Genomic DNA, 25,774 nt, shown 5'->3' on the forward strand with positions numbered 1-25,774 from the left:
AACGAATAACGAATAATTGTTTGAGGGAAAACCAGTGAAAGTTTTAGTCGTTGGCAATGGAGGGCGTGAACACGCCCTGGCTTGGAAACTGCTGCAATCAAAGAAAGTAGAGCAGGTGATCTGTACCCCTGGAAATGGGGGGACGGCGATGATGCCCGGATGCCAAAATTATCCTTTCGCGGTGGATGACTTCCAAGGGATTAAGGATTGTGCTTTGGCCAATGATGTTTCTTTGGTGGTGGTGGGGCCTGAAGTGCCTCTGGCGTTGGGAATTACGGATTTTCTTCAAGTCCATAATTTGAAAGTGTTTGGGCCGACCCAAACTGGAGCCCAACTTGAAGCGAGTAAGTCTTGGGCTAAAGCTTTGATGCAAGAAGCGGGAATTCCTACCGCCGCTTCCGCTGTGTTTACCCATACCCTTATGGATGCAGCGATCGCTTATGTGCGTGAGCAAGGCGTGCCAATTGTGATTAAGGCTGATGGTTTGGCTGCGGGTAAGGGGGTGACGGTGGCACAAACGATCGCAGAGGCAGAGGCCGCGATCGCGGAAGCCTTTGGCGGTGCCTTTGGGTCTGCCGGTGAATGTGTGGTGATTGAAGAATTTTTACCCGGTCAAGAGGCTTCGGTATTAGCCCTGACTGATGGGAAAACGGTGGTGCCTTTGTTACCGGCTCAAGACCATAAACAAGTGGGCGAAGGAGATACCGGGCCAAATACGGGCGGTATGGGTGCATACACCCCAACTCCCATTGTCACCCCCGCCCTCCAAGAACGAATTCAGCAAGAAGTGCTTGAACCGACGATCAAGGCTTTCCGCGATCGCGGCATTGATTACTGTGGGGTTATCTATGCGGGCTTGATGATTGCCCCCAATGGGGATCTCAAGGTGTTGGAATTTAACTGTCGCTTTGGGGATCCCGAAACTCAAGCTATTCTGCCGTTGCTGGAAACCCCCTTAGAAGATTTGATGTTGGCTTGTGTGGAAAAACGCTTGGCCCAAATGCTGCCAATTCAATGGAAACCCGGGGCTGCCGGTTGTGTTGTGATGGCTTCCGCCGGTTATCCGGGCAGTTATGAAAAAGGAAAACCGATCGCCGGTTTGGACAAAGCCGCCGATACTGGGGCGATCGCTTTTCATGCCGGGACAAAACTCTCGTCTGAAGGGGAGATCGTTACTGATGGCGGTCGGGTTTTAGGCATCACAGCGATCGGCAGTAATTTTGACGAAGCCTTAGCTAATGCTTATCAGGCTGTGGATTGTATCGAATTTGAAGGGGCTTATTGTCGCCGAGACATTGGTTATCGGGTGAAAAATATCTAACTTGTGATTAGTGGTTGGTGGTTGGCTATTCGCAGCCAAATAACCAACCACTAATAACTAATCACAAACAACAAATAACAGATAACAAATTTTGCTGGTTCAATAACTAGACGATCTGTTACCATCCAAATGACTATTGAATACTCGTCATCTCCTTGCACGGGGTAGGATTAAGCTTGGTGGCTCTACTCACACAGATCAAACAAATTATTACAAGCTGGTGGTCTGAGTTCACCCTCCAGACCAAACTAATGGCTGCTGCCACCTTGGTGGTTTCTTTAATTATGAGTGGCCTGACATTTTGGGCTGTCAATACGATCCAAGATGATGCCAGGATGAATGATACCCGCTTTGGTCGGGATCTGGGTTTATTGTTGGCAAGTAATGTGGCGCCCTTGATTGCGGAACACAACGAGACAGAGGTGGCCCGCTTTTCCCACCGTTTTTACAGCAGCACTACCAGCGTGCGTTATATGCTGTATGCCGACCCTCAAGGACAAATATTCTTGGGAATTCCTTTCTCAGAATCACAGGTGCAAAATTCCCTGATGCTGCAACGGCGAATTCAGTTACCGGAAGGCTTTGCCACCAATTCTGATTTGCCAATGGTACGCCAACACCAGACTCCAGCCGGAGAAGTGACCGATGTTTTTGTGCCGTTGATCCATGATGAGCAATATCTAGGAGTATTGGCGATCGGGATTAACCCCAATCCTACGGTGGTGGCTTCCTCTCATTTGACCAGGGATGTGACAATTGCTGTGTTTGTCTCGATTTGGGTGATGGTGATTTTGGGGGCGGTGTTTAATGCCCTAAATATTACTAAACCGATTAAAGAGTTATTGCTGGGGGTGAAAAATATTGCCGCCGGTAATTTTAAGCAGCGGATTGATTTGCCTTTTGGTGGAGAACTGGGTGAATTAATTTTTAGCTTTAATGAGATGGCCGAACGGTTGGAAAAGTACGAAGCCCAAAATATCGAGGAGATGACCGCAGAAAAAGCCAAGCTAGAAACCCTGGTTTCCACGATCGCTGATGGGGCAGTGCTAATTGATACTAATTTACAGGTTGTCTTAGTTAATCCCAGAGCAAGAGTATTTTTTGGCTGGCAAGGCAGCAATATCATCGGCGAAAATGTCCTGCATTGTTTACCTTCGGCAGTGACGGTAAAACTGACGCGACCTTTGTATGAAATTGCGGCTGGCGATCGCGAAGGGGCGGAATTTAGAATCAGCCTCACAGAACCCACGCGACGCAGTGTCCGCATTCTGCTGACCACCGTATTACTCCACAAAGCCCCTGGAGATGAACCTTTGTGTCAAACCTGTACTTACCATCAGGAAAATACTTGTACCTCTTCCCAACGACCGACCGCCACGGAATGTACCCTCTATCAAGACTCGTTCAAATGTAATATTGGACCTCATTACTATCGTGATAGTCTCAAAGGCATTGCCATGACGATTCAAGATATTACTCGTGAGGTGGAACTCAACGAAGCGAAAAGTCAATTTATTAGCAATGTTTCCCATGAACTCAGAACCCCACTTTTTAATATTAAATCGTTTATTGAAACTTTGCATGATTATGGGGAAGAACTCACCGCAACCGAGCGGCGTGAGTTCTTAGAAACTGCCAATAATGAAACCGATCGCCTGACTCGATTAGTTAATGATGTTTTGGATCTTTCTCGATTAGAATCCGCTCGAATCTATAACTTTGAAGGAATTGATTTGGCGCAGAATATTGAACAAACGCTGCGGACTTATCAGTTGAATGCCAAAGATAAAGGTATTCAACTCGGCCAAGAAATTGCTCCCAATTTGCCCCCAGTGGTGGGAAATTATGATTTATTGCTGCAAGTTTTCGCCAATTTAGTGGGCAATTCCTTGAAGTTCACCACTTCTGGGGGACGGGTGATGATTCGGGCTTATGTCCTCGAAGAGCCCCAGGCGACTATTCGTTTTTCTTGGTCAACGGACAAAACTGCCGAAATTCAAGAAACAAAAAAAGTGGTGCGGATTGAGATTTCCGATACGGGGATCGGCATTGATCCGGAAGACCAAGAGGCAATTTTTGACCGCTTTTTCCGGGTGGAAAATCGGGTACATACTTTGGAAGGAACGGGTCTGGGTTTGTCCATTGTGAAGAATATTATGGACAAGCACCATAGTAAAATTAATTTAATTAGTGAGGTGGGGGTGGGGACAACTTTTTGGTTTGATCTGGCCGTGTTTGAGGAAGAAATGAATCCGTCAAAGCCAGAGAATTTTCAGCCGATTTTCCATCAGGAAACGGTGGATGCGGCGATCGCTTCTCCCGAAAAAATTAGCCAGAAAATTTAAATATTCACCGGATTACCTGTTTCCCCAGAGTGTAAAACAATTTAGACCACTGGAGGCAAAGGATAGGATCCCCAGGCATTCATCGTGGATGAATTCTCTATGGCAGAATAGAGATAGCGATCGCGTTCAAGATTCAGCCATAGTTCACCAATAATGAATCCCTGAATGCATCTGATATTGCACAAACAGAGCAAGGGACATGGTTGAGTAATTCAAAAACCCTTATTTTTGACTAATTTAGAGGATGATAGCGAATGGATAATAATAATTTGATCAAACAACTGCTGATGATCGGCATTGGCACCACCTCCCTGGTCGCAGAAAAACTCAAAGAAGTTAGCGATCAGTGGGTTCAAGATGGCAAAATCAATCCAGATCAAGCGCAGCATTTTGTAGACGATTTGATGCAGAATATCAAATCTGAACAAGGTAATTTTGAAGCCCAGATGGAACGGCAAATCCGCAATTTAATGCAGGATATTGGGGTGCCGCGTCAAGCGGAGATGGATGAACTACGGGGACGGCTGGATCGCCTGGAACGACAGATCCGAGATTTAGAAAATCGGCATTGGCGTTAATATCGGCCACATGGGGCAAAAAATTACTTAAAACAATGGCACGGCCAAAATCATCAGAGGATTTTTTCGCAGTTTTTCTTTTTTTCCTGTGACCCTTTAGGTTTAAAGTGAGGATGAAAGCCAATGTACCTTAGAACCAAATTGTAGGGGCAAAGCATTCGCGTAACAATCTTGAGGATTATCCAATAAAATTTCAGCGCGGTAAGCTTTCGCCATGCCGTAGGCTATATGCTTTGCCCTGACAAAGATATTGCGACCGATAAAAGGAGGAGTAATTTTGCGAGAAATTTTAATCAGCCTAGGCGTGATGTTGGCCTGCTTTTTGGTACTGGCGATCTCCCAACTGACCAATAAAGGTCAAGAGGCGATCGCAGGGGAACTGAAGACTGAACAATCCCCAAACCCGGTGACAGAAGTCACGAGCATTGCTTCTCGTCCCCAAAAAACCAGTTTACAAGCGCTGATTGACAGCGCGGATCCCAATCAGTCGAAAAAACAAACCTTAATAGCCAGCGCTAACACAACAGAAATGGATAGTTCAAAAAACGTGATTACCACTGACTCTGGCCTCAAGTATATTGATATTGAACCGGGAACTGGTGCGACTCCCCAACGGGGTAACACCGTGGTAGTTCACTACACCGGCACCCTCGAAGATGGCACCAAGTTTGACAGTTCACGCGATCGCGGTCAGCCTTTCCAGTTCAAAATTGGTATCGGTCAAGTGATCAAAGGCTGGGATGAAGGTGTTGGCAGTATGAAAGTTGGCGGTCGTCGTCAACTGATTATTCCCGCAGACTTAGGATATGGGGCGCGTGGCGCCGGTGGAGTGATTCCGCCCAATGCCACTTTAATTTTTGATGTAGAATTAATCAGAATTGCTAACTAAGCCTGCCCCCGCCTCTGCGGGGGTTTGAGATTATCGCTATTTGAGATTATCGCTCTTTGCTAGTCATTGTGTGAAACAAACCCGGTTTCTTGAGGAGGCCGGTTTTTTTGCGCTAAACATAACTGGTTCACTGGTGATTTGTGATAATAATGATTGACAACGGCACTGCCCTGCTGGGAATTGTAGAGCTTCCCCCCGGCCTAACCGATGGCGGTCTGCACGGGCGCAGGCGCAGTGAATCCCCGTCCAGACCCCGCCATGAGGTGCGATCGGTTGCCTTCAGTAACGGCTATTTAGTCAATGGCGAGGAGCAAGGAACTGTTAACATCTGGAAAAAACCGTATAAATCAGCATTCAAGGTCGTTTTTAGGGGCGAAGCATTCGGGCTAAAAATCTCTGGGTAAAAACCGACCATTAATTCCCCGAATGCTTGTCCTTACTCGGTAGCTTTTTCAACTTATTCAGGTCTAAAGAGCAACGATATCATTTCCGCGAATGCGGTCATAAAGTAGGTCATAAAGTAAAATAAATTATGTACCTTAACCTAATGAACAACGCTATAGTTAATTTCCGGTAAATTTATGATAAAAAACCTTAAATTAATTCGCTTTATTACGAGATTATTTATCTTAGAAATTGTAGTTATATCAAACAATATTGCCCAGTCTCAAGAGTCAATTAATTTGAGTATAAATGAGCATTTATATAGCCAAAATCAGGTGATTAACGCTTATGAAAAATTTACCCAAAGATGTCTTTCTAGGGAAACCCTAGCAGCCGATGAGCAGCATACCATTGAAGTTCTATTAACGAAAATGGAAACCCAAGATTGTGCAGAAGCATCGGCAAAATTATTTATGTTAACCACCCTTGACATATCGGGATCTGAGATTAAAAATATCCAACCTTTAGGTGATTTAAGCAATCTCACCGAGTTGTATTTGGGGAATAATCAAATCAGCGATATCGAACCGTTGGCGAATTTAACCAATCTCTCCTGGTTGTCCTTGGATATCAATCAAATCAGCGATATCGAACCGTTGGCGAATTTAACCAATCTCTCCTTATTAGCTTTGGCGAATAATCAAATCAGCGATATCGAACCGTTGGCGAATTTAACCAATCTTTCCTGGTTGTCCTTGCAGATAAATCAAATCAGTAATCTTGAGCCTTTGGCCAATTTAACCAATCTCTATGAGTTGTATTTGTCAACTAATCAAATCAGTAATTTAGAACCGTTGGCCAATTTAACCGAACTCACCGAGTTGCAATTAGATGATAATCAAATCAGTAATCTTGAACCGTTGGCCAATTTAACCAATATTTCCTGGTTGACCTTGGGAAATAACCCTTTAACAAGCTGTGCTGCCTCTTTACCGGAAATAATTCGCTCGGCTTGTGAATCTGCGCGTTAATATTTTTGTGACTTTCAAGTCGAAACGCGATCGCATCAATCCACAGTTTTTCCTCTGTCTTTTCCTATCTGTTTTTAATCACTATGACTCATAAACCCATCTATCTTGACTGTCACTCCACGACTCCGGTAGACGATCGCGTCGTTCAGGCGATGTTGCCATATTTTACCGAACATTTTGGCAATGCGGCTAGTAATAATCATCAATATGGTTGGGAGTCAGAAGCAGCGGTAAAACAAGCGCGAGAAACTATCGCGAAAGCTATCAAAGCTGCCCCAGAGGAAATTATTTTTACCAGTGGGGCAACGGAATCTAATAATTTGGCCATTAAAGGGGTGGCTGAGGCATATTTTCAGAAAGGCAAACATATTATTACGGTGCAAACCGAACATAATGCGGTACTCGACCCTTGTAAGTATCTGGAAACCCTGGGATTTAAAGTTACTTATTTGCCCGTGAAACCCGATGGATTAATTGATTTAGGAGAACTTGAAGCGGCTTTTCGCCCGGATACTATTCTCGTATCTGTGATGGCGGCTAATAATGAAATTGGGGTGTTACAACCGTTAGCAAAAATTGGGGAAATGTGTGGATCGCGAGATGTTTTATTTCATACGGATGCAGCCCAAGCCATTGGCAAAATTCCCCTGGATGTGCAGAACATGAATATCCATTTAATGTCCTTAACTGCCCATAAAGTTTATGGGCCAAAAGGAATTGGGGCGCTGTATGTCCGTCGCCGGAATCCGAGGGTGAAATTAGCGCCACAATTGCACGGTGGCGGACATGAACGGGGTCTGAGATCGGGTACTTTAAATACGCCGCAAATTGTCGGATTTGCTAAAGCGGTGGAGTTGGGAATTGGGGAAATGAAATCGGAAAGCAAACGGTTAGTTAAATTGCGCGATCGCCTCTGGGCTAAATTATCAACTTTGGATGGAGTTTGTCTGAATGGACATCCCACAGAACGACTTCCGGGCAATCTAAATATTAGTGTGGAAGGGGTTGATGGGGCAGCCTTATTGTTGGGGTTGCAACCTGTAGTGGCAGTGTCTTCCGGTTCCGCTTGTACTTCCGCAAAAGTTGCCCCATCTCATGTGTTAAAAGCCCTGGGACATTCTGAATCATTAGCTTATGCTTCGATCCGATTTGGCATTGGTCGGTTTAATACCCCGGAAGAAATCGATCGCGTGGCTGAAGCGGCGATCGCCACTATTACCGCTTTACGCAAAGTCCTATTCAGAAACAAATAAATCAGGGACGATCAAAGCTTCATCGGATAACTTTGATGCTCTTTGTCCCTCCGTTCGCGCTTGCCAACAGATTAAATCAATGGGAGTTTTCAGCAAATCCACCAGGGTATTTTTTCCCAATAAGGTTTTCCCGGTAGCGATCGGCAATTCTTTTAATAACCACCGACTCAGACGATAAATCGATTCACGGGGAGTCAGTTCACGCATTAACTCAACCCCGTGAATTTCGTGCAAGTAACGATTAGATTCTCCGTACCGCCGCCACTGACTTTTTAGTTGGCGCAACGTTGAACGGTGACGATGTTCAACTAAAGCTAAGGGGGCAAATTTTATCTGCCAATTAGTTCCTCTTAAAATCCGCCAACAAATATCGGCATCTCCCCCAGTAGTGAGGTAAGGCCGAAATAAGCCGATTTCTGAAAATATCCAACGGCGAATGGCTAAATTTGCGGTTTGTCCATAAGGACAAAAGGAATGATCTAGGGTATGTTTTTGGGATAAAGTTTCTTGGATATCGGCGTATTTTTCCAGGAGAGTTTTGCCGGATAAGGCAACAATTTCTCCGGCGACAATTCCCACGTTTTCGGCAATAAATGGTTGAATTAAATTAGCCAGCCAGTCAGGTTTTGGCCGACAGTCGGCATCGGTAAAGGCGATGATTTGGCCTGTAGCTGCTTGAATGCCTGTATTCCGGGCAGCATAGGAACTTTGGATGTGATTTTGATTTAAGGCATAAAGCTTAATTGACGATGGATCTGCTTGGCAGGATGCGGCGGCAGTTGCCAAAATTTCCCCGGTGCGATCGCGGCTATTATTATCAACGAGTAAGTATTCTACTTGTTGCCTGGGATAAGTTTGCCGCCGCAGACACTCTAATAAATCCGGTAAATCTTTTTCCCCATTATAAATTGGCACAACGACGGAAACTGGAGGAAAAAAATGGGAATTTTCGGAGGCTTGAATCACAGTTTCAGTCATAAAAAATTTTTTATGTATATCTTAGTATATTTTAGTATATATTTTAGTATATTTTAGGATATTTTATTTATCGGTTGGCGATATCTGGGGTGACAGATCAAACGGTCTAATCGCTCTTAGCATTCAGCCTTAAGGGATGAGCCGTCAGCTAAACACTGAAAGCTCAAAGCTAAAAGCTGAAAGCTGAAAGCGAATGGTACTTATGGTAATTAACGAATCACCAGACTGAGAAAGACTAGCAGCGCATTGATCAAATAAAAGATGCCGACTACTTGAATTTCTGACCAACCACTGAGTTCTAAATGATGGTGAATCGGAGCCATTTTCAAGAGACGTTTACCCACTCCATCGGGGCCTTTTGTGGCTTTATAATAGCCAACTTGGGCGATCACTGAGAGGGCTTCGACAAAGAAAATGCCGCTAATTAAAAATAAAGACCAAAGGGTATTACTGAGCAGTGCCACCCCTGCCAAGGCGCCGCCGAGGGCAAGAGAACCTGTGTCACCCATAAATACTTGGGCTGGGTTGCGGTTGTATAGCAAGAAACCCAGGCAACTGCCACTCATGGCGGCACAAAAGACCATTAAATCAGGAAAATTGGGTGCGACCACTACCCCCAAACCAAAGAAGGCGATCGCCCCAGTTCCGGCCATTAGTCCATCCAACCCATCGGTCAAGTTAGTGGAATTACTTTCAGCGGCTAGGACAAATGCGGCCAAAGGCCAAAATAACCAACCTAAGCGCAGAACTTGGCCAAAAGGCAGGGCGATATTGGTCAGACTGGCTGGTTGAGTTACCGCCAACCATAAACAAAACATTACCGCTAAGGCAATTTGTAATCCCAGTTTCATCCGGGGGGAAATACCTTTGTTGGACTTTTTCAGCAGAATTTGCCAGTCATCCAACCAGCCGATCGCCCCATAACCCAAGGTTAAGACTGCCACGCCCAGGACGAGGGGAGAAAACCCTGACAACACCACGGCAACCAGTGCGCCGACGGGAATAAAAAACACGCCTCCCATGGTCGGCGTGCCACCTTTTTTTAAATGTGTTTGTGGGCCATCTTCACGAATCACTTGCCCAGCTTTGAGTTGGCGCAGTAATGGCACAACCCAATAGCCTAAAACTGCGGTCAACAAAGCACTAACCAGGAGGGGTAAGGTGAGAGAGAATTGCAGATTCGAAGGTATTCTACCCCCAGTTCTATCTAATATCAGGGCAGCGATACTCAAACTTAGGGTCAGTATCAGGAACAAATAGGTTCCAGAGAGTCCCAGTGATTTAATGGATAAGAATTTAGCGTTCACAGGTTTTGAAGTCACTCCTCACAATTTCATCGGTATATGGCGATCGCATCGGTCAAAGAAATAACCGATAAACCAGCTATAGGGCGATCGCACCGAAAGCGATTAACACGAGAGCGATTAGCTGAAAGCTAATCCTCTTCAGCTAATGACAAATGAAAGCTCAAAGGCAAAAGCTGACGGCGAATCGTTGATGATGGCTTAATCATCATCTACCAGGAGGTCATCATCGTCATCATCATCGTATTTACCGTCATTTTCAATCAGTTCAGCAATTTCTTCTTCGGAGTCGAGCAGTAGCTCATCATTGTCGTTGGTTCTATCAAGCATTCGACCACTTCTTTCCAGCCATTCTAGGATGGAAGTTTCATACTGCAAAGGAATGACATCCGCGATTTCATAGCGCGGTTTTTCAGTCAGAGAAGGGTTACGGATTTCAGATAGCTCAGACATCTTAAGGCCTAATACTAATAACTAAAGGGGTGAATTGGAGACAACCATCAGCCCTTGGGAGGCAGTGGGAGTTGTCTATGGTAAATCCCGATAGGGATTTCAACTATCATGGATTATGATAGCGGAGATTGCCAAAACAATCCGACTTTCACCCATTCAGTTATTCCCATGAAAACAAATGGTACAGGTTAATTTAGAGATGCTGATGAGTCGCAAACGAGCCTTGTTAGAGGCGATCGCCGATAAAAATCGGGGTTTACAAGCGACGACCGCTCAAAAAGAAGCCATCCAAACGGCGATTTCCCAGTTAGAGTTAAGCAATCCCCACCCCCGACCTGTGCAACGACTGGATCTTCTTGACGGGGATTGGCGACTGGTTTACACCACCAGTCGGGAACTGTTAAATATTGACCGTTTGCCTTTAGCCAAATTGGGCAATATTTATCAATGTGTCCGCAGCAAAGAGGCCAAAATTTACAATATTGCCGAACTCGATGGCTTGCCCTACCTAGCGGCGATCGTCTGTGTCAGCGCTCGATTTACGCCGGAATCTTCCACGCGGGTTCAGGTCAAATTTGAACGCAACATTACTGGGTTTCAGGGTTTGATTGGTTATCAGTCACCGGCGCAATTAATTGACGAGATCGCCGCTGGTCAAAGCTATAAATATAAAGCCATTGATTTTCAGATTAATTCTACCCGTCAAGGTTGGGTGGAAATCACCTATTTAGATCGAGACCTCCGCATCGGACGGGGGAACGAGGGAAATGTCTTTGTTTTAACCAAAGTTTAACCGATTAATTTTTTCTGGTCGTTAACAGCCTTGAAGGTGACGGCAGTCATGCCCAACCTAATTAGGCAAATTTTAGCCATCAAGTTAGCCATCAAACCGATACTGGTGGGGCGATCGCTCGATTGCCCCACGCAGATATAGAGACAGGTTTTGGGGTAAGTCAAGACTGCCGCGAGGGTTCATTACGGTTCTGCAATATTTTTGATCGTCAGTTTACCAATTCTTGATTACGGATCATATATAAAGATAAGCTAATCAGCCTGAAAATAAAATTTGTAATTCTTATCTTTTCGGCCAAGTTTTCCCCAAAGATTCCACATGAGTTTCCACAACATAACCACAGTTTTCCACAGATTAAACAAGCTTTTCCACAGGCCACCGCGAGAAAGTTTCAGATTGCCGTTGAGTTGGGGATTTCTGTTTCCTTGACCTCACCACGAAAAATCAGGCGAAATTTATGAAGTTATGTAACAAAAATTGCCTGATAACCCTGATTCTCTCGTTGGGCAGTCCGGGGAAAACGTCAAGTTGTAACAGTTTGTATCATTGACAATTCCACCCCCTGATCGCAGACAATGTATCCACTGACCCCAAAAATTATCTCTGGAATCACCCGTCTACCTAGAACCATAAAAAGTAATGTTTGTCAACTGACAAGCCGCTACTCTCCAGCATCAATGATGCAGTTGATGCAGTGAATGGTGAACAAGAACGGGCTCAACCACTGACACTTGACCACCAAAATCGGAAGGAAAAGAGATGAAAACTCCATGCGTTAGCATCCTGGCAGAAATTCCAGAAACATTACACGAATCCCTAACTGGATACTTAGAAACACATCCTGATTGGGATCAAGACCGGCTGTTTGCCGCTGCTTTGTCGCTATTTTTACTGCAAAATAGCCACAGTGGAACCCCTGAAGCATCGCGCTGCTACCACAATGCCGCCAGAGTTTATCTGGAAACTTTGTTTGAACATCAAACTTAAAGATTATTTTTGTTTTGAGCACCGAGGACGCGCAGGTTTTCATCTAAAATCGATGATCTGATGATCTAAAAAGATCCTTAAACAGATCCTTAAAGATAAAAATTAACTGCTCATCCTTATTAACTGCTCATCAAAGATGAATTCCACCGATTTAGCCAATCCATCTACTACCCTTGATACCTTAATCGTCGGTGCAGGGATTACGGGTCTTAGTCTCGCCCAAGCACTTCAGCAAGACCGCAAGCGCGGTCGCCAATCAGGGCAGATTTTATTGACAGAAAGTCAAGAAAGGGTAGGGGGGCGCATTGTTACACAATCGCAAGACGGATTTCTCTGGGAAGAAGGTCCCAATAGTTGCTTACCAACCCCTGAGTTTCTCAAGTTGGCGGTGGATGTGGGATTAAAAGATGAGTTGGTGCTGGCTGACCGTCGTCTTCCTCGGTATGTTTATTTACAGGGAGAGTTAATCCCAGTGCCGATGAGTCCGCCAGCATTTTTTCAGACGAAGTTACTCAGCGATTGGGGTAAGTTACGCGCGATCGCCGGGGCTTTGGGTTTTGTGCCTCCCGCTATCGGTGCCACCCTATCCGCCCAAGGGGATGAAGAAACCGTAGCCCAGTTCTTTGGTCGTCACCTGGGGCAGGAAGTCTTGGAACGTCTGGTACAGCCCTTTGTGTCTGGAGTCTATGCGGGAGATCCCAATCAACTCAGTGCCAGCGCCGCTTTTGGGAAAGTCACTAAAATGGCCGATATCGGCGGTGGACTGGCGGCTGGGGCGATTTTATCTTTAGCGAAAAATGGGAGAGCGAAAAAGACGGTGGATCCGAGTCTGCCCAAAGTCCAGCGCGGGGAATTAGCTTCATTTCGTCAAGGTCTGGAAGCTTTACCCAAGGCGATCGCGGCTCAATTGGGCGATGTAGTCAAGTTAGGCTGGCATTTAATCCAAATTAAACCCACAGAACACCAAACTTATCTGGCCGAATTTTCCACCCCCCAAGGTCCAGCCAGAATTGAAACTCGCAGTATGGTTCTGACCACCCCCAGCTATGTCTCCGCTGACTTGTTAGCCAATCTTTGCCCAGTGGCGAGTCAAGGGTTAGCCAAAATTCCTTATCCAGCGGTCGCTTGCGTGGTCTTAGGCTATCCTGAAAGCGCCTTTAAAACCAGTGTATCATCGGGTTTTGGCAACTTAATCCCCAGAGGTCAAGGAATACGCACCTTGGGTACGATCTGGTCTTCGAGTTTATTTCCCAATCGCGCTCCCGCTGGATGGCGCTTATTGCTTAATTTTATCGGTGGCACCACGGATCTGGCGATCGCTCAGTTAAGCCAAGAAGAAATCGTCCAAATCGTACACAGAGATCTGCAAAAAACCCTGCTCAAACAGGACATCCCACCGAAAGTCCTGGCGGTGCATTTATGGAAGCGGGCAATTCCCCAATATCCCCTCGGCCATCATCAAAACCTGGCACAAATTCATCACTCTTTGCAACAACGGCCTGGATTATTTTTATGTGGCAACTATACGGATGGGGTTGCCGTAGGCGACTGTATTCGCCGTGGCCAAGAATGTGCCGCTGACGTGGTGAAATATTTAGATCAAGGCTAATTAATTTCGCCTGCTTTCACCGCTTTCACCGAATAAAAATCATAGGGAATGAATTTAAATTCATTCCCTATGCACATTTTTATCAATGTTCAATGTTCAATGTTCAATGTTCAATGTTCAATGTTCAATGTTCACTAGACCTCTTACAAAATACCTGTTTCGATTCCCCCAACCCCCCGATCGAGGGCTACTCTGCCTTTTATAATTTTGCCATAATTGTCTATGACTATCTATTGTATTGAACAAAAGATATTGACTAAAAGATATTAGGCAAAAGATATTAGGCAAAAGATATTGGGCAAAAGATATTAGGCAAAAGATATTAGGCAAAAGATATTAGGCAAAAGATATTAGGCAAAAGATATTGGGCAAAAGATATTAGGCAAAAGATATTAGGCAAAAGATATTAGGCAAAAGATTGTTAATTATGGTTAAAATTTCTATGGCCAGAAAAATTCATTGTGTGTCTCGAGTTTTTTTCAATGTTTAATTTTAAAACTTGAGTAAGTTTCCCTGGTTTTTCGCCTAATTCCCTTGCATTTCTAATTAAGCTTGTTCCTCGCCCAATTCGTCTGGGATAAATTTATAGCCCACCCCCCGGACTGTTTTAATCCGGGAACCATTCGGGTCAACCTTGCGCCGAATTTGGCCAATATGAACGTCCACAACCCGTTGATCTCCTACATAGTCATATTGCCAGACTTTTTGCAGCAGTTCACTGCGTCGCCAAACCCGATTGGGATGACTGGCGAGAAAATGCAGTAAATCAAACTCTAGGGCTGTAAAAGACACTAATTTCTCCCTAAGGGCGACTTCCCGCTTGACGGGATTAATCTTTAATTCACCAAATTCTAAGTTTTGGGAAATCGATGAGGATGTTTCTATTCGCGGACGCTTCAAAATCGCTTTGACTCTGGCTCCTAATTCCACCAAACTAAAAGGCTTGGTGATGTAATCGTCAGCACCGAGGGAAAACCCTTTGATTTTATCCGCTTCATCTCCTCGACTGGTTAACATCAAGACAAAGACATTGGTGCGACTTTGCATTTCTTTACAAAGTTCATAGCCAGTGGTGTCTGGCAAATTGACATCCAGAATGACTAAATCTGGATTCAATAACTCAAACTTAGCGATCGCGGTGTTACCATCTTCGGCGGATTCCATCTGATACTCTTTACTTAAAAAGCGATGGATTAAATTCCGGATGGCGGGTTCATCATCAACAACAAGAATTTTGGCAGGTGTATTGGCAGAAGCCATGGCTACAACGATTACTCTTTTTACTGGGGGAGATATAATCAGTCAGCTTAACACCAGAATCCATATCATACATGGCGCTGGGTCAGTAACGGGGGTTGGCTTTTCAGCGTGAGGCTGATCGCAATCCGATTTCATATACTTAAGTATTGTACAAACTAAGTTGACAACTTAGAGGTTAAGGCCAAAGTCGAAAATATTTTATAAGATATCGGTAAATATATTTTACAATACAATACATCCGTGCCTTTTGCCTCCATATAGACCAGGATATCCGAGGTTGAGGCTCGAACAGTTACGGAAGGTTCACCAATCACGAGAATTCTGTGGAGCAACTTGTGCGGCTCTGAATCGGTAGATTGATCTTAATAATTTATAACATTTGTGTTGATATTTAATATTTCTCCAGGGAAAAAGTAGTTCGGATGGCCACAGAGATCGATGATCCGGTGAATTAACTGCCAAAAATCCTAGGGTGTCCGTCATGCCCCACCATCGATCCAGCGGTGGGGTGCCTGTTTGCTGCACGACATACTGACTGAACGTTTGAGCAGAATTCAGCCCCGGTAACGCACCAAGGGTGATCCGTAGAGCAAAGTCGATGATTACCGAAAGCTGTCTAGGGTTAATGCTGGCGGGGGGATCAACACGATCCGTCTGCGGATGCGATCGCTTGATTTGTCTCAGGATTATTCAGGGGTGAAAATTTGACTCTGGGGATGAATCAAGAAACATATTCAGTTCCGAAAAGTCTGATAATTATTATTTAGCAAGAGTCGAAGAATCAAATCATGTTTCTTGTACTAAGAATCCCCTGTTGACGGCAGTAACAACTCCGATAAATAATGACTTGGGTGAGGAATATCCGAATTATGGAACCGCCAGAAACGCCATAGTTTTTCCGATAATCCCATGATTAAATTGGTAAGATAAGTAAAGCAAAACGTATAATTTTGGGAGATTAAACGGATGCCAAAAAATTGGAAAAGCTTAAGTCTAAGTGCGGTGATGCTGACGATCGCGTGGGGTTTTCCCGGTTTGGCAGTGGAGAATTCCCTCGGAAGGGCGGCTTCTTTAGATGAGGCGATCGCCCAAGAAAATTCTACTCCAGAAACCCCCACTGTCACGGAAGAAAATAATTCAGCAGAGACATCAGATGCCACCACAGTGGCTGAAATTTGTGTGCCACAGACCGAGATTAATCAGCCAGAATTACTCCGTGAGGGCGGTGAAAATGTTTCCGCCTGGATCAGTCAAGGTCAATATTTACTGACGATCAAACAATATCCCCAAGCCCTCACCGCTTATGCCCGGGCGATCGCCCTCGATCGGAATAACTCGGATGCTTGGATTGGCTGTGGTAGGGTTTTACAAGAGATGCAACAGTACGACCAGGCGATCGCGGCGGTGAATCAAGCCTTGAACATTAATGGCAATTCTTCTATGGCTTTATTTACACGGGGGTTAATTTATAAACAAGCGGAAAGATATGAAGAGTCTTTAGCGGATTTCCAGAAGGCATTGGAAATCAATCAAAATTGGGGGCAATTTAATCAAGCCAATGTCGCTATTAACCTCGGTTCAGTGCTTTGGTCTTTGGACAAGCGGGATGAGGCGATCGCCGCTTTTGAACAAGCCACAAAACTTAACGATCAATTTGCCCTGGCTTGGTTTAATCTGGCTACGGCATTTTTGCAACAAGGCAACAGTTTCTTGCAAGCAGAAAACCCGGAAGGGGCGAAAACTAATTTAGAAAAAGCCGTTGAAGCTTACGATCGTGCCTTAGCCAGTCAGGGGGAATGGGGAATCAACACAGGACCTGCTAGTGCTTGGTATAACCGAGGGGTCGCCTTAGAATTACTAGAAAAGTACGAAGAGGCGATGCAATCTTACGATCAAGCCTTAAGAATTACTCCTAACCATACGAAAGCGAGACAAAGACTTGCGGCCTTACGCAATCGTTAAACCCCAGATTGCTTGATTCTTGATCGAGTCACGGTTCAAGTGACGGTTCAAGTCACGGTTCAAGTTAGGGACAGCTTTCAAGCCAGCGCCGATCAAAGCGCCGATCAAAGAGGAGAGAGAATCGAGACTTAGCCGTCAACATTCATCTCCTCTGCAAAAGCGCTTTTTCTGACGCTTTTTCTGAGATATTCAGGGCAACCACTGAGGGCGAATCCCCACAAAAGGTAAGAGTTGGGGTTCAATTTGTGGCACATCTTCTTTGATTAAAGCATTAATATCTAAAGGGATGAGCCACAAACGACTATTGCTCTGGGTTGGATCTGCCGATGTGGGAGCCGAACTCCGATTTTGGCTTTCTTGATCAAACAACAAACCGAGGCCATCGGGAGACAAACTCATTTGTATATTGCGCTGATTGGGTAGCAACACTAAGGGTGTGAGTTTTTTAGTTTCAATATTTAGGGCGGCAATTAATGGTTCTTCCCGATATTCTTCTTCTTCTTCGATTAGCTTAGTGATCAGGCAATAGAGAATTTGATTGGTGGGGTCAAATTTAGCATCTAAAATAGAGCCTTCGGTGCGGAAAAGTTCTGTTTCTACCCCTTGGTTTGTGAAGAAAAATAGCGATCTTGTCGATTTTTTGGGATCTCGGTTAAAAGTTCCCATTGCTGCCGCTGTACCATCGCGAGTAAAATCAAATAACATTTCAAACTTGGGGATAAAATCTAACGGCTCACTGTTTGGCTCTAAGGGTAAAATTGCCACTCCTTGACCCTGTAAAATTGCCACGGTTTTGCTATCTGGGGTGAATAAAAAATTGCCTCCGGGCTGATTCCCTAATGGCTGTGGTTTTCTTCCTTCTCGAATGATCCACAGACCCGAATCAGATGGATTTTGCAGGTTAATCCGATTGACTAGAATCGTTTTGCCATCGGCTGACAACTCAAACCGGAGATTTTGATACTGATCGCTATCTAAGATTTGTTCCGGTTTGAGCAGTTCAATACTGTTAGGGGGGGTAGTTGAATCGTTTTGACTAGAACACTCTAGGGAAATGCCTGTTTTTACCTGATAGATACTGGCATTTGATCGAGCATTTCCGCCCTCTGATCGAGGAAGGGCGGAAAATAAAATGCGATCGCCCTGGGGATAGATTTTATAATCCATCACTACCAGGTCTTTGGGGGTTAAAATTCTGGTTTCTTGTTTGGTTAGGTTATAAAGAACTAATTGGCCTTGTTCTTCTGGACTTGCTCCCAAATAGACAAAAGCGCGATCGCGACTACAAAAAGTACCAATAAACGGTTCACTTAACGACTCAATGTCCCCTGGTTTTGCAAATAAATCCCTGGCTGCTTGGAGTTGTAATTTAAAGTTTTGACCATAAGGAATTGGTTGGGTTAAAGTATAAGCCATTCTTCTCCCCGCCCAGCTAATTTTTCCGGTTAACAAGGGGTCAATTCGCAAATTTTCTTCAACACTGCCATGATTCATCGGACGGCTAAATGTCAAAATAAATGCTCGGTCATCACTACCAACTTGTTGCTGCTGCCAGCTAAAATGTCTGACCCGTGGGGCTGTCTGGTTGCCAGCGATCAGCAGAGCAATCAGCAAGACCGTTAAAATACCGATCAACACAAATGCAAGGCGATCTAGCGGTTCGCGAAATTTTTGGTAAATCCAATTTAAACTTGAGTTAGAACTTGACATTTACACCAAAGCCTAGTTATCCTAAAATGCTTATTTACTCTAACAGCATAGCATCAATCGAAAAAATATGATTAAAATATGATTAAAATCCGCGCCTGGGTTCAATCAAAATCTGCTTATCAAGAGAATTTGGTAAATTTTTTCAGCCCAGATTAACATAGAGATTTATTTATTTGGTTAGAGCATAAAAATATTACATCTATTGGATAAATTATTTTAGCAAATGAAAAATATTAATTTAGTACAACTGGTTAAATCGATGCCGATATTGAATCCCGGAAAATTTATAGGCAAGCGATCATCAAGCAATTTTAAACTACCCCCCCAATTAACTGCGATCGTCTCCTTAATTTGCGTTTTGCCATTCTTAATGAATCTCTTGGGGGTAGATTTTGCCTCATCTCAATATGCCTTAGATTTTGCGGCAGCAGCTAATCTCGATCCTCGTATTCTTGACGATCAACTCCATCAGACTTTAGCCGGAAGTTTTACCCATACCATCCTAGAGTGGAGTGCATTTTGTGCAGCGATATTCACCACAATTTTAGCATTTGCCCACTTTACGATTAAGCGCGAGACAACCACTCTGGTCATTGGTATAGCCCTATTATGTGCCGGAATCATGGATGCTTTTCATACATTAGCGGCAGATCGGTTAATTAGTGCGGCTGCGGATAATCATAACCTAATTCCCTTTACTTGGGCAATTTGCCGAATGTTCAACGCTTTACTCACTATCATTGGGGTGAGTATTTTTCTGTTTTTTAAGTCAGAAAAGTGGCAGGGGAATATCACCGTAGTCATTATCACTAGCTTAATTTTTGGTTTAATCGCCTATCAGATGATTAAAATTAGTGCTACCAGTCATACTCTGCCGGAAACGATATTTCCTGATTCCTTGATTACTAGACCTTGGGATGTGGCTCCTTTAATAACGTTTATTTTAGCCGGTTTACTGGTTTACCCAAAGTTTTACCAAAGGTATCCCAGTGTTTTTGCTCATTCTTTGAGCGTTAGTACCATTCCTAATGCCGCCACTCAAATACACATGGCTTTTGGTTCAAAGGCTTTGTTTGATAATGATTTTAATATTGGTCACTTTTTAAAGATTATTGCTTACCTAGTTCCCTTAGCCGGATTAATCATCGATTATATAAAAACCCATCATCAATTAAAGAAAACAAATCAAAAAATATTAAATGAAATTGATGATCGGAAAAGAGTCGAGGAAAATCTCCGCCGTTCTGAAGAAATGTTAAAAACCAAAAACGAAGAGTTAAATCAAGCTTTTGGTGAATTACAATTGGCGCAAATTAAGTTAATTCAAAAAGAAAAAATGGCCAGCCTAGGAAATTTAGTTGGCGGCATTGCCCATGAAATTAACAATCCCATTAATTTTATTTATGGGAATTTATTTTATACCGAAGAATATACCAAATTTTTGCTAGAGTTAATTCATTTATATCAAGAAAATTATCCTGGATTAACTCCAAATATTGCCGCCAAATTAGAGCAAATTGAACTAGAATTTATTGAAGAAGACTTACCGCAGCTAATCACTTCTATGAAACATGGCAGCAATCGCATTCGAGAGTTGGTCATTTCTTTGCGAAACTTTTCTCGGCTGGATGAAGCTGAATTAAAAGAGGTGGACTTACACCAAGGAATTGAAAGCACTTTATTAATTTTAAAAAATCGACTGGATAATAAAATCACTGTGATTAAAGAATATGGTGAATTGATGCCAGTGGAATGTTATCCCGCCCAACTCAACCAAGTGTGGTTTAATTTGCTCAATAATGCCATTGATGCCTTAAAATCCGATCCCAGTTTAGAACCTAAACAAATTACGATTCGCACCGAAATGAGTTCAGCGGACTTAGTGACGGTAAGAGTTAAAAATAATGGGCCGGTGATTCCCATAGAAATTCAACAGCATATGTTTGATCCTTTTTTCACCACTAAGCCAGTGGGTTCGGGAACCGGATTAGGATTGGCGATCGCTTATCAAGTGATGCAACAGCATCATGGTCAGATTTCTTGTCAGTCCGATCCAGATATCGGCACAGAATTTATGATGACTTTCCCGATTCATTATTCCCAGTCTGACGGAGGCGATCGCCTCTAAACGGAGGATCTGGGTTAATCCGTTGTCCATGTTTCAATTTCTGCGATCGGTAACAACAAAGTAGCTTCGATCTCTTGCCGCAAATCACTGGAAACGTAAGTCGCCCGGTTTAAGCAATCAATCAATAACTGATTGCCATAATAATATTGCTTCAGTAATTGCTCTTGATGATAAGTAAACTGCCAATCATGGCCAAGATCGCGATATTCTGCCATCACCTGTTTTAAGCGATCAGTCCAAGCGAGACGATTTGTTTGCCACCACTTTCTGGCCATTTTTAATCGCTCAGTCCAAGCATGAGGATTAATATCCCAATCTTCCATTGTGCTTTTAATCTGTTCATCGGACTGGGTGAGGTCTTGTCTCAGCTTCGCCAAAGACTTTTCAAATTCAGGATTGATGGCAAAATCAAAAGCTAACACTCGAAGACGCGCTTGAACATAAGCCAAGGTCAAAGCTAAATCACGAGTTAAAGTGGGGGCTAATGCGCGAGCTAAAGTAAGAACTAAAAGATAGTCCAGGTGCAGAAACCGTTCAACCGCTAAATCAAAACCAGGGTCGCACCCTAGAGTGAGCCGAAGGTCAAGGTCAAGGTCACTTCGATTCTGGTTGAGTTGGGGAAATAGCGCTAAATAAAACCCTCGAACTGCGGCAGGTTTAAAACTACTAGGGACAGATAAAGATTTTTGATAAGCCCAGGTCAAAAATGCCTGTAGTTTTTCATCTCTAGCGATGAGGCGATCGATTTTAATTTTCATTAATCGCAGTAGTTCATCGCTATTGGTCATCATCTCATTCGTCAGTAAGAACACTTCTCGCCAAATCGGTTGAGTCACCGAGTTAACCAATCCTAATAAACTTTCAGGATGTTGCGACTTGACAATCGCTCTTGCCGTAAAATACTGTTGAAATGTGGGATGATAAAACGAGTAAATGCCCGGTGTTCTTTCGACCAATAATCCATGTTGAACTTCAATAGATTTTAAAATTGCCTCACTATCTTTGGGTGATGTCTCTAGATTTGTCTCTGGTTCAGTTAACTGGTTCATCGATTCCAGAATATACTGAACTAAATCTGACTTTTGGACAAAGTATTCTCCCCACAAACAAATTCTCAGGGCTATTTTATCTAGTAAATCTTGTTTAGTCTTTAAGGATAAGTGGCGATAGATTTCGTCCCCGGCTAAAGATTTTTCCTCATCCCATTGATTCAAGAGGATTTGCATTCCCTGTTCATACAATTGAATTTGAGTCTCAGGAAACTCTGCGGTCTGTTCAAAAACTAAGCATAAGAGGGTCAGGAGTAGGGGATTCCTGGCTAAGGTTTGAATGGCGGGATTTTCTCGTATTTTCTCGATCAAAAAATCCACATTTATGTCGGTTTTGGCGTGAAACCATTTGCGGATAAAGGTAACAATCTGTTTAATGTCTAAATCGGCAACTTGAATTTGAATGAAATTTTCTAAAACATATTCTGGCAGTGCCATCCGGCAGGCGATCGCAAATTGATTCAAACTAAACTTTTCCGTAAACTCTCTAAGTTGTCTGAGGATTCGCTGCTGAGATGTCTCTGGGACTTCATCAATTCCATCCAATAAAATCATCACTCGCCCACGAGACATCAGTTCTTCTAGAGCCGGAATAAATTCTATTTCTGCCTCGGTATTGGGAGCATAAACCTGGGTAATATATTCTATTAAGCTGAGTCGTTCTTGTACTTGAGCAAACTCTTTCATTGGGATAAAAATCGGCACTAGATGGGAATTAAAATGACCCGCATTACATTGCATTGCTAGATATTTTAAAAATGTACTTTTCCCCGATCCAGGTTTTCCCAATACCATGACTTTGGGATAACGCTCAACGGCTTTTAATCCTAATACTCTCGGTTCAGATATATGCCCTAGTCCGAAGTAATCGAAGTTTTCTAGGGTCAATTTATGGGCACATTCAGCCATGTCTAAAGAGGGTTGGCGCGGATTTTTCTCTAAAATATGAACTTTAGTGTAAAGCTCATGCAAACCGATGGATTTTGAACAATCTAAAAAATGCGTTTTACCGCATAATTTTGTAATGGTTGTATGGACGATTCTTCTCAATTGTTCAACTAGCTTATTGATGCGATTGCTGTAATTGCTTAGGTCTTCCTCATCTAGTTCGGCAATTTCTTGCCATTTTAAATCAAGGCGTAAGCAAATTTCTTTAAAAATATAGGATTCAATAGATTTACCTTGGAAAAATTTTTCGATAGAATCACGATGATTAAATCCAATTTGAACTGCGAGATTTATTTCGGTAAAATCTTTACGCAAAAAAGATTTTTTTGCTTTTTTATTTCCTTTGTGTGAGGTTTTTAATGTCTGAAATTTCATCATAATTTGGTTCCTATTATTGTTTCGGTCGTGATTTTATTTTTATGCCAATATGATCACTTTAATTTTCCCAAATTGTCAGGGATATCTCTAGCTGGACGTTTTGAATTGATCGCGACTTTAAATTATCGGTCTAGGGAAAATTTCAGAATTGCGCTTAAAAAAACAGACTAAATTATTACCAATCATTTTAATCTGAACCGGAGCCTACATTTTTCATCGCTAAGTTGTCATCTAGGGAGAAGATGCCGTCGGCGATCGCAAGAGCGCAATTTTCTCACTCTATTCAGCATTTTGGCCAAAAATTACAAAAAAAAACAAATCGTTACAAATCGTTATAAATCCGAGCTAAATTTTGCCCAATCTCGCGAAATATGGTGAATGCCAACTCTTGCTAAGTCGGAGGGGAGTCGGAGGGGAGTCCGAGGGCAGTCGGAGCAAGGGTGACAAAGAAAAACTTACCAGAGCCCACAAGAAGGCAAATTTTTTTGAGACTTATGTTTGCACTTCTGACAGTCTTAAGCCTCGAATATTCTCACAGGAAAAAGTTTCCTGTCCATGGTTCCGGCGATCGATTAGCTCAATAATCTGACCCGCCCAATTTCTGACAAACCACTGACATAAAGATCCATCATTTTGTGGGTGAGTTGATAAGGGAATAAAGCCTTTATTTCGCCATTTTTCCACGGCTCGATCCATGTCATCAACCCGAATGGCGATATGAGGCACTCCATTGACCCCTCTCTGTTTCAGAAACTGCTGATTTTGATCCTCCGGTGAATTCGGGGCTAGTAAGACGATGATTCCCCCACAGGGAAAGACCGCCGAGAGAAAATACATGGCTAATTCAGGGGGAAAAGGTTCGGCCTCTGCACAAAAATCATCAGGCCATTTTCCCGGCCCTTCGCTGATTTTCGCTCCCCGATCTACCAAAGCATTCCCATAGTTTTTCAGGGAGTCTTGGTCGGAAAACATGAGGACGAAATGGTCTACAATGACGCGATCGCCAAACAGGTCGATTTCAAACGTAGACTGGGCAAAAAAATCTGGAGATTTGCACTCAGGTCGATAAGTTAACCGGCCATTATCCTCAATAAAAGGAGATATGAGGATGTTTTCGGACGCTTTATACCCAGATAAGTTTAACTGTGTCGGGCGGTGGTTTGACTGACTATATTGGTCTTTCATGGCTGTCTTTAACTAATTTTTAAAAACTAAATATGGGCAAACAATCGACTTCACTTTAGATTTATGGTTTGATCAAATCACTTTTTATTTTAAAAAAAGTCTATTTTTAAATTTTTAAATTTTAATCAATATCATTAATAGAATTATTAATACAATTATCAATAGAATTATGGTAATAGCGTTAGTTAATTCAGACAGTTTAATCCTTGGAAAAAGCGATCGCTATTTCGGCGCTAATCATACCAATAGGTAAATAATATGTTAACTTTTGTAAAGAATATTAGTTTATACGCTAACTTAAGATCGTAAATTTTGTCAACTTACTTCTTCACAAGCGATGTCTATTCAACCCGGACTACCCCAACCGCCGACGTGCGATCGCGTTGAAGATCGGCGATTACATCTAAAACAACGTTTAGCCGCAGCCCTGCGTCTGTTTGCTCATTATGGATTTGATGAAGGAGTCGCCGGACATATTACAGCCCGTGACCCGGAATTAACGGATCATTTTTGGGTCAACCCATTCGGGATGTATTTTGGTCATATTCGCGTTTCTAATTTATTGCTAGTCAATCACAAAGGTGAGGTAGTTCATGGTAATAAGTTGGTGAATGCGGCGGCATTTGCGATTCACTCGCAAATTCACCAAGCCCGTCCTGATGTAATTGCCGCTGCACATTCCCATTCCCTCTATGGCAAAACTTGGTCAACCTTGGGACGTTTACTCGATCCCCTGACTCAAGATGCTTGTGCTTTCTATCAAGATCATGCCTTGTTTGATGACTATACTGGAGTGGTTCTCGATCTGAAAGAAGGTCAACGTCTGGCAAAAACTTTAGGGGAAAAAAAAGCAATTATTTTAAGAAATCATGGCTTACTGACCGTGGGTCATTCTGTGGATGAAGCGGCTTGGTGGTTTATTACAATGGAGCGTTCTTGTCATGCTCAGTTAATGGCCGAGGCAGTGGGTAAACCTGTCTTGATTTCTCCAGAAGTGGCTCGTTTAACTTTTAGTCAAGTGGGCACTCATTATATGGGCTGGTTTGGCTTTCAGTCCCTCTATGAAAAAATTGTTCGGGAACAGCCGGATTTATTGGATTGATATTTTTTGTTGGTTGTTGATTGTTGGTTGGGGCCGCCATCGGCCGCCATCGGCCGCCATCGGGAAGAAAGTGAAAAGTGGTAGGGGCGAATGGCCATTCGCCCCTACCACTTTTGTACGGGCGAAT

At 43.3% G+C, this 25,774-nt stretch carries 21 protein-coding genes; 13 read left to right on the top strand and 8 right to left on the bottom strand.

The window, feature by feature from the left end; all coding sequences use genetic code 11:
* The first annotated feature begins 34 nt into the window (after positions 1-34).
* The 7 genes from purD (at position 35) to ABWT76_RS22220 (ending at position 7,801) form a co-directional block, all read left to right on the top strand.
* The gene (gene purD / locus ABWT76_RS22190; protein ID WP_054468098.1) at positions 35-1,321 is read left to right on the top strand and encodes a phosphoribosylamine--glycine ligase; all 1,287 of its coding nucleotides are present in this window, start codon (positions 35-37) and stop codon (positions 1,319-1,321) included.
* A gap of 251 nt (positions 1,322-1,572) precedes the next feature.
* Positions 1,573-3,666: an ATP-binding protein gene (locus tag ABWT76_RS22195; RefSeq protein ID WP_369817774.1), complete on the top strand. Its 2,094-nt coding sequence runs from the start codon at positions 1,573-1,575 to the stop codon at positions 3,664-3,666.
* 254 nt (positions 3,667-3,920) lie between these two features.
* Positions 3,921-4,244, top strand: a complete 324-nt coding sequence (locus tag ABWT76_RS22200) for a phasin family protein (protein ID WP_054468055.1) — start codon at positions 3,921-3,923, stop codon at positions 4,242-4,244.
* A 277-nt stretch (positions 4,245-4,521) separates the two neighbouring features.
* Positions 4,522-5,133, top strand: coding sequence for an FKBP-type peptidyl-prolyl cis-trans isomerase (locus ABWT76_RS22205; protein WP_054468052.1), 612 nt, complete (start codon positions 4,522-4,524; stop codon positions 5,131-5,133).
* A 149-nt stretch (positions 5,134-5,282) separates the two neighbouring features.
* Complete coding sequence (locus ABWT76_RS22210; protein ID WP_054468050.1) at positions 5,283-5,537, top strand: hypothetical protein; 255 nt, start codon at positions 5,283-5,285, stop codon at positions 5,535-5,537.
* A gap of 177 nt (positions 5,538-5,714) precedes the next feature.
* Positions 5,715-6,548 (top strand): leucine-rich repeat domain-containing protein, encoded by an 834-nt coding sequence (locus ABWT76_RS22215; RefSeq protein WP_354634972.1) that lies wholly within the window; start codon positions 5,715-5,717, stop codon positions 6,546-6,548.
* A gap of 83 nt (positions 6,549-6,631) precedes the next feature.
* Entirely contained in the window at positions 6,632-7,801 is a 1,170-nt protein-coding gene (locus ABWT76_RS22220; RefSeq protein WP_054468044.1) for an IscS subfamily cysteine desulfurase, read from the top strand.
* Here ABWT76_RS22220 and ABWT76_RS22225 read toward each other — a convergent pair.
* The 3 genes from ABWT76_RS22225 to ABWT76_RS22235 form a co-directional block, all read right to left on the bottom strand.
* Positions 7,784-8,779 carry a glycosyltransferase family 2 protein gene (locus ABWT76_RS22225; protein WP_054468042.1) on the bottom strand — a complete coding sequence of 332 codons (996 nt, stop codon included), beginning with the start codon at positions 8,777-8,779 and terminating at the stop codon, positions 7,784-7,786. The two genes, ABWT76_RS22220 and ABWT76_RS22225, sit on opposite strands and share 18 nt — an antisense overlap.
* 209 nt (positions 8,780-8,988) lie before the next feature.
* Positions 8,989-10,101, bottom strand: a complete 1,113-nt coding sequence (mraY, locus tag ABWT76_RS22230; RefSeq protein ID WP_313890634.1) for a phospho-N-acetylmuramoyl-pentapeptide-transferase — start codon at positions 10,099-10,101, stop codon at positions 8,989-8,991.
* A gap of 183 nt (positions 10,102-10,284) precedes the next feature.
* On the bottom strand, positions 10,285-10,536 hold the full coding sequence (locus ABWT76_RS22235) for a DUF3134 domain-containing protein (protein WP_072160842.1): 252 nt from the start codon (positions 10,534-10,536) through the stop codon (positions 10,285-10,287).
* A gap of 205 nt (positions 10,537-10,741) precedes the next feature.
* On the opposite strand from ABWT76_RS22235, the gene ABWT76_RS22240 reads away from it, so the two are divergent.
* Complete coding sequence (locus ABWT76_RS22240; RefSeq protein ID WP_054468091.1) at positions 10,742-11,329, top strand: PAP/fibrillin family protein; 588 nt, start codon at positions 10,742-10,744, stop codon at positions 11,327-11,329.
* On the opposite strand, the gene ABWT76_RS22245 is transcribed toward ABWT76_RS22240, so the two are convergent.
* Entirely contained in the window at positions 11,326-11,493 is a 168-nt protein-coding gene (locus ABWT76_RS22245) for a hypothetical protein (RefSeq protein WP_156331892.1), read from the bottom strand. The two genes, ABWT76_RS22240 and ABWT76_RS22245, sit on opposite strands and share 4 nt — an antisense overlap.
* Positions 11,494-12,088: 595 nt before the next feature.
* On the opposite strand from ABWT76_RS22245, the gene ABWT76_RS22250 reads away from it, so the two are divergent.
* On the top strand, positions 12,089-12,316 hold the full coding sequence (locus tag ABWT76_RS22250; protein WP_054468040.1) for a DUF2811 domain-containing protein: 228 nt from the start codon (positions 12,089-12,091) through the stop codon (positions 12,314-12,316).
* Positions 12,317-12,452: 136 nt separating this feature from the next.
* The gene (gene hemG / locus ABWT76_RS22255) at positions 12,453-13,925 is read left to right on the top strand and encodes a protoporphyrinogen oxidase (RefSeq protein ID WP_054468037.1); all 1,473 of its coding nucleotides are present in this window, start codon (positions 12,453-12,455) and stop codon (positions 13,923-13,925) included.
* Between the two features lie 546 nt (positions 13,926-14,471).
* On the opposite strand, the gene ABWT76_RS22260 is transcribed toward hemG, so the two are convergent.
* Positions 14,472-15,185 (bottom strand): response regulator transcription factor, encoded by a 714-nt coding sequence (locus tag ABWT76_RS22260; RefSeq protein ID WP_054468035.1) that lies wholly within the window; start codon positions 15,183-15,185, stop codon positions 14,472-14,474.
* A 966-nt stretch (positions 15,186-16,151) separates the two neighbouring features.
* Between ABWT76_RS22260 and ABWT76_RS22265 the strand changes: the two genes are divergently transcribed.
* Complete coding sequence (locus ABWT76_RS22265; RefSeq protein ID WP_054468033.1) at positions 16,152-17,147, top strand: tetratricopeptide repeat protein; 996 nt, start codon at positions 16,152-16,154, stop codon at positions 17,145-17,147.
* A 189-nt stretch (positions 17,148-17,336) separates the two neighbouring features.
* Here the strand turns inward: ABWT76_RS22265 and ABWT76_RS22270 are convergent, their stop codons facing one another.
* Complete coding sequence (locus ABWT76_RS22270; protein WP_054468031.1) at positions 17,337-18,857, bottom strand: hypothetical protein; 1,521 nt, start codon at positions 18,855-18,857, stop codon at positions 17,337-17,339.
* A gap of 223 nt (positions 18,858-19,080) precedes the next feature.
* On the opposite strand from ABWT76_RS22270, the gene ABWT76_RS22275 reads away from it, so the two are divergent.
* Positions 19,081-20,985, top strand: a complete 1,905-nt coding sequence (locus tag ABWT76_RS22275) for an ATP-binding protein (RefSeq protein ID WP_354634973.1) — start codon at positions 19,081-19,083, stop codon at positions 20,983-20,985.
* 14 nt (positions 20,986-20,999) lie between these two features.
* Here ABWT76_RS22275 and ABWT76_RS22280 read toward each other — a convergent pair whose 3' ends face one another.
* Entirely contained in the window at positions 21,000-23,360 is a 2,361-nt protein-coding gene (locus ABWT76_RS22280) for an NACHT domain-containing NTPase (RefSeq protein WP_354634974.1), read from the bottom strand.
* 492 nt (positions 23,361-23,852) lie between these two features.
* A complete protein-coding gene (locus ABWT76_RS22285) occupies positions 23,853-24,545 on the bottom strand; it encodes a hypothetical protein (RefSeq protein WP_354634975.1) in 693 nt (230 codons plus the stop codon).
* 337 nt (positions 24,546-24,882) lie between these two features.
* Here ABWT76_RS22285 and ABWT76_RS22290 point away from each other — a divergent pair, with 337 nt between their 5' ends.
* On the top strand, positions 24,883-25,647 hold the full coding sequence (locus tag ABWT76_RS22290; protein ID WP_054468026.1) for a class II aldolase/adducin family protein: 765 nt from the start codon (positions 24,883-24,885) through the stop codon (positions 25,645-25,647).
* Positions 25,648-25,774: the final 127 nt, after the last annotated feature.

This window comes from Planktothricoides raciborskii GIHE-MW2 (assembly GCF_040564635.1).
In the GTDB taxonomy this organism is placed as follows: domain Bacteria; phylum Cyanobacteriota; class Cyanobacteriia; order Cyanobacteriales; family Laspinemataceae; genus Planktothricoides; species Planktothricoides raciborskii.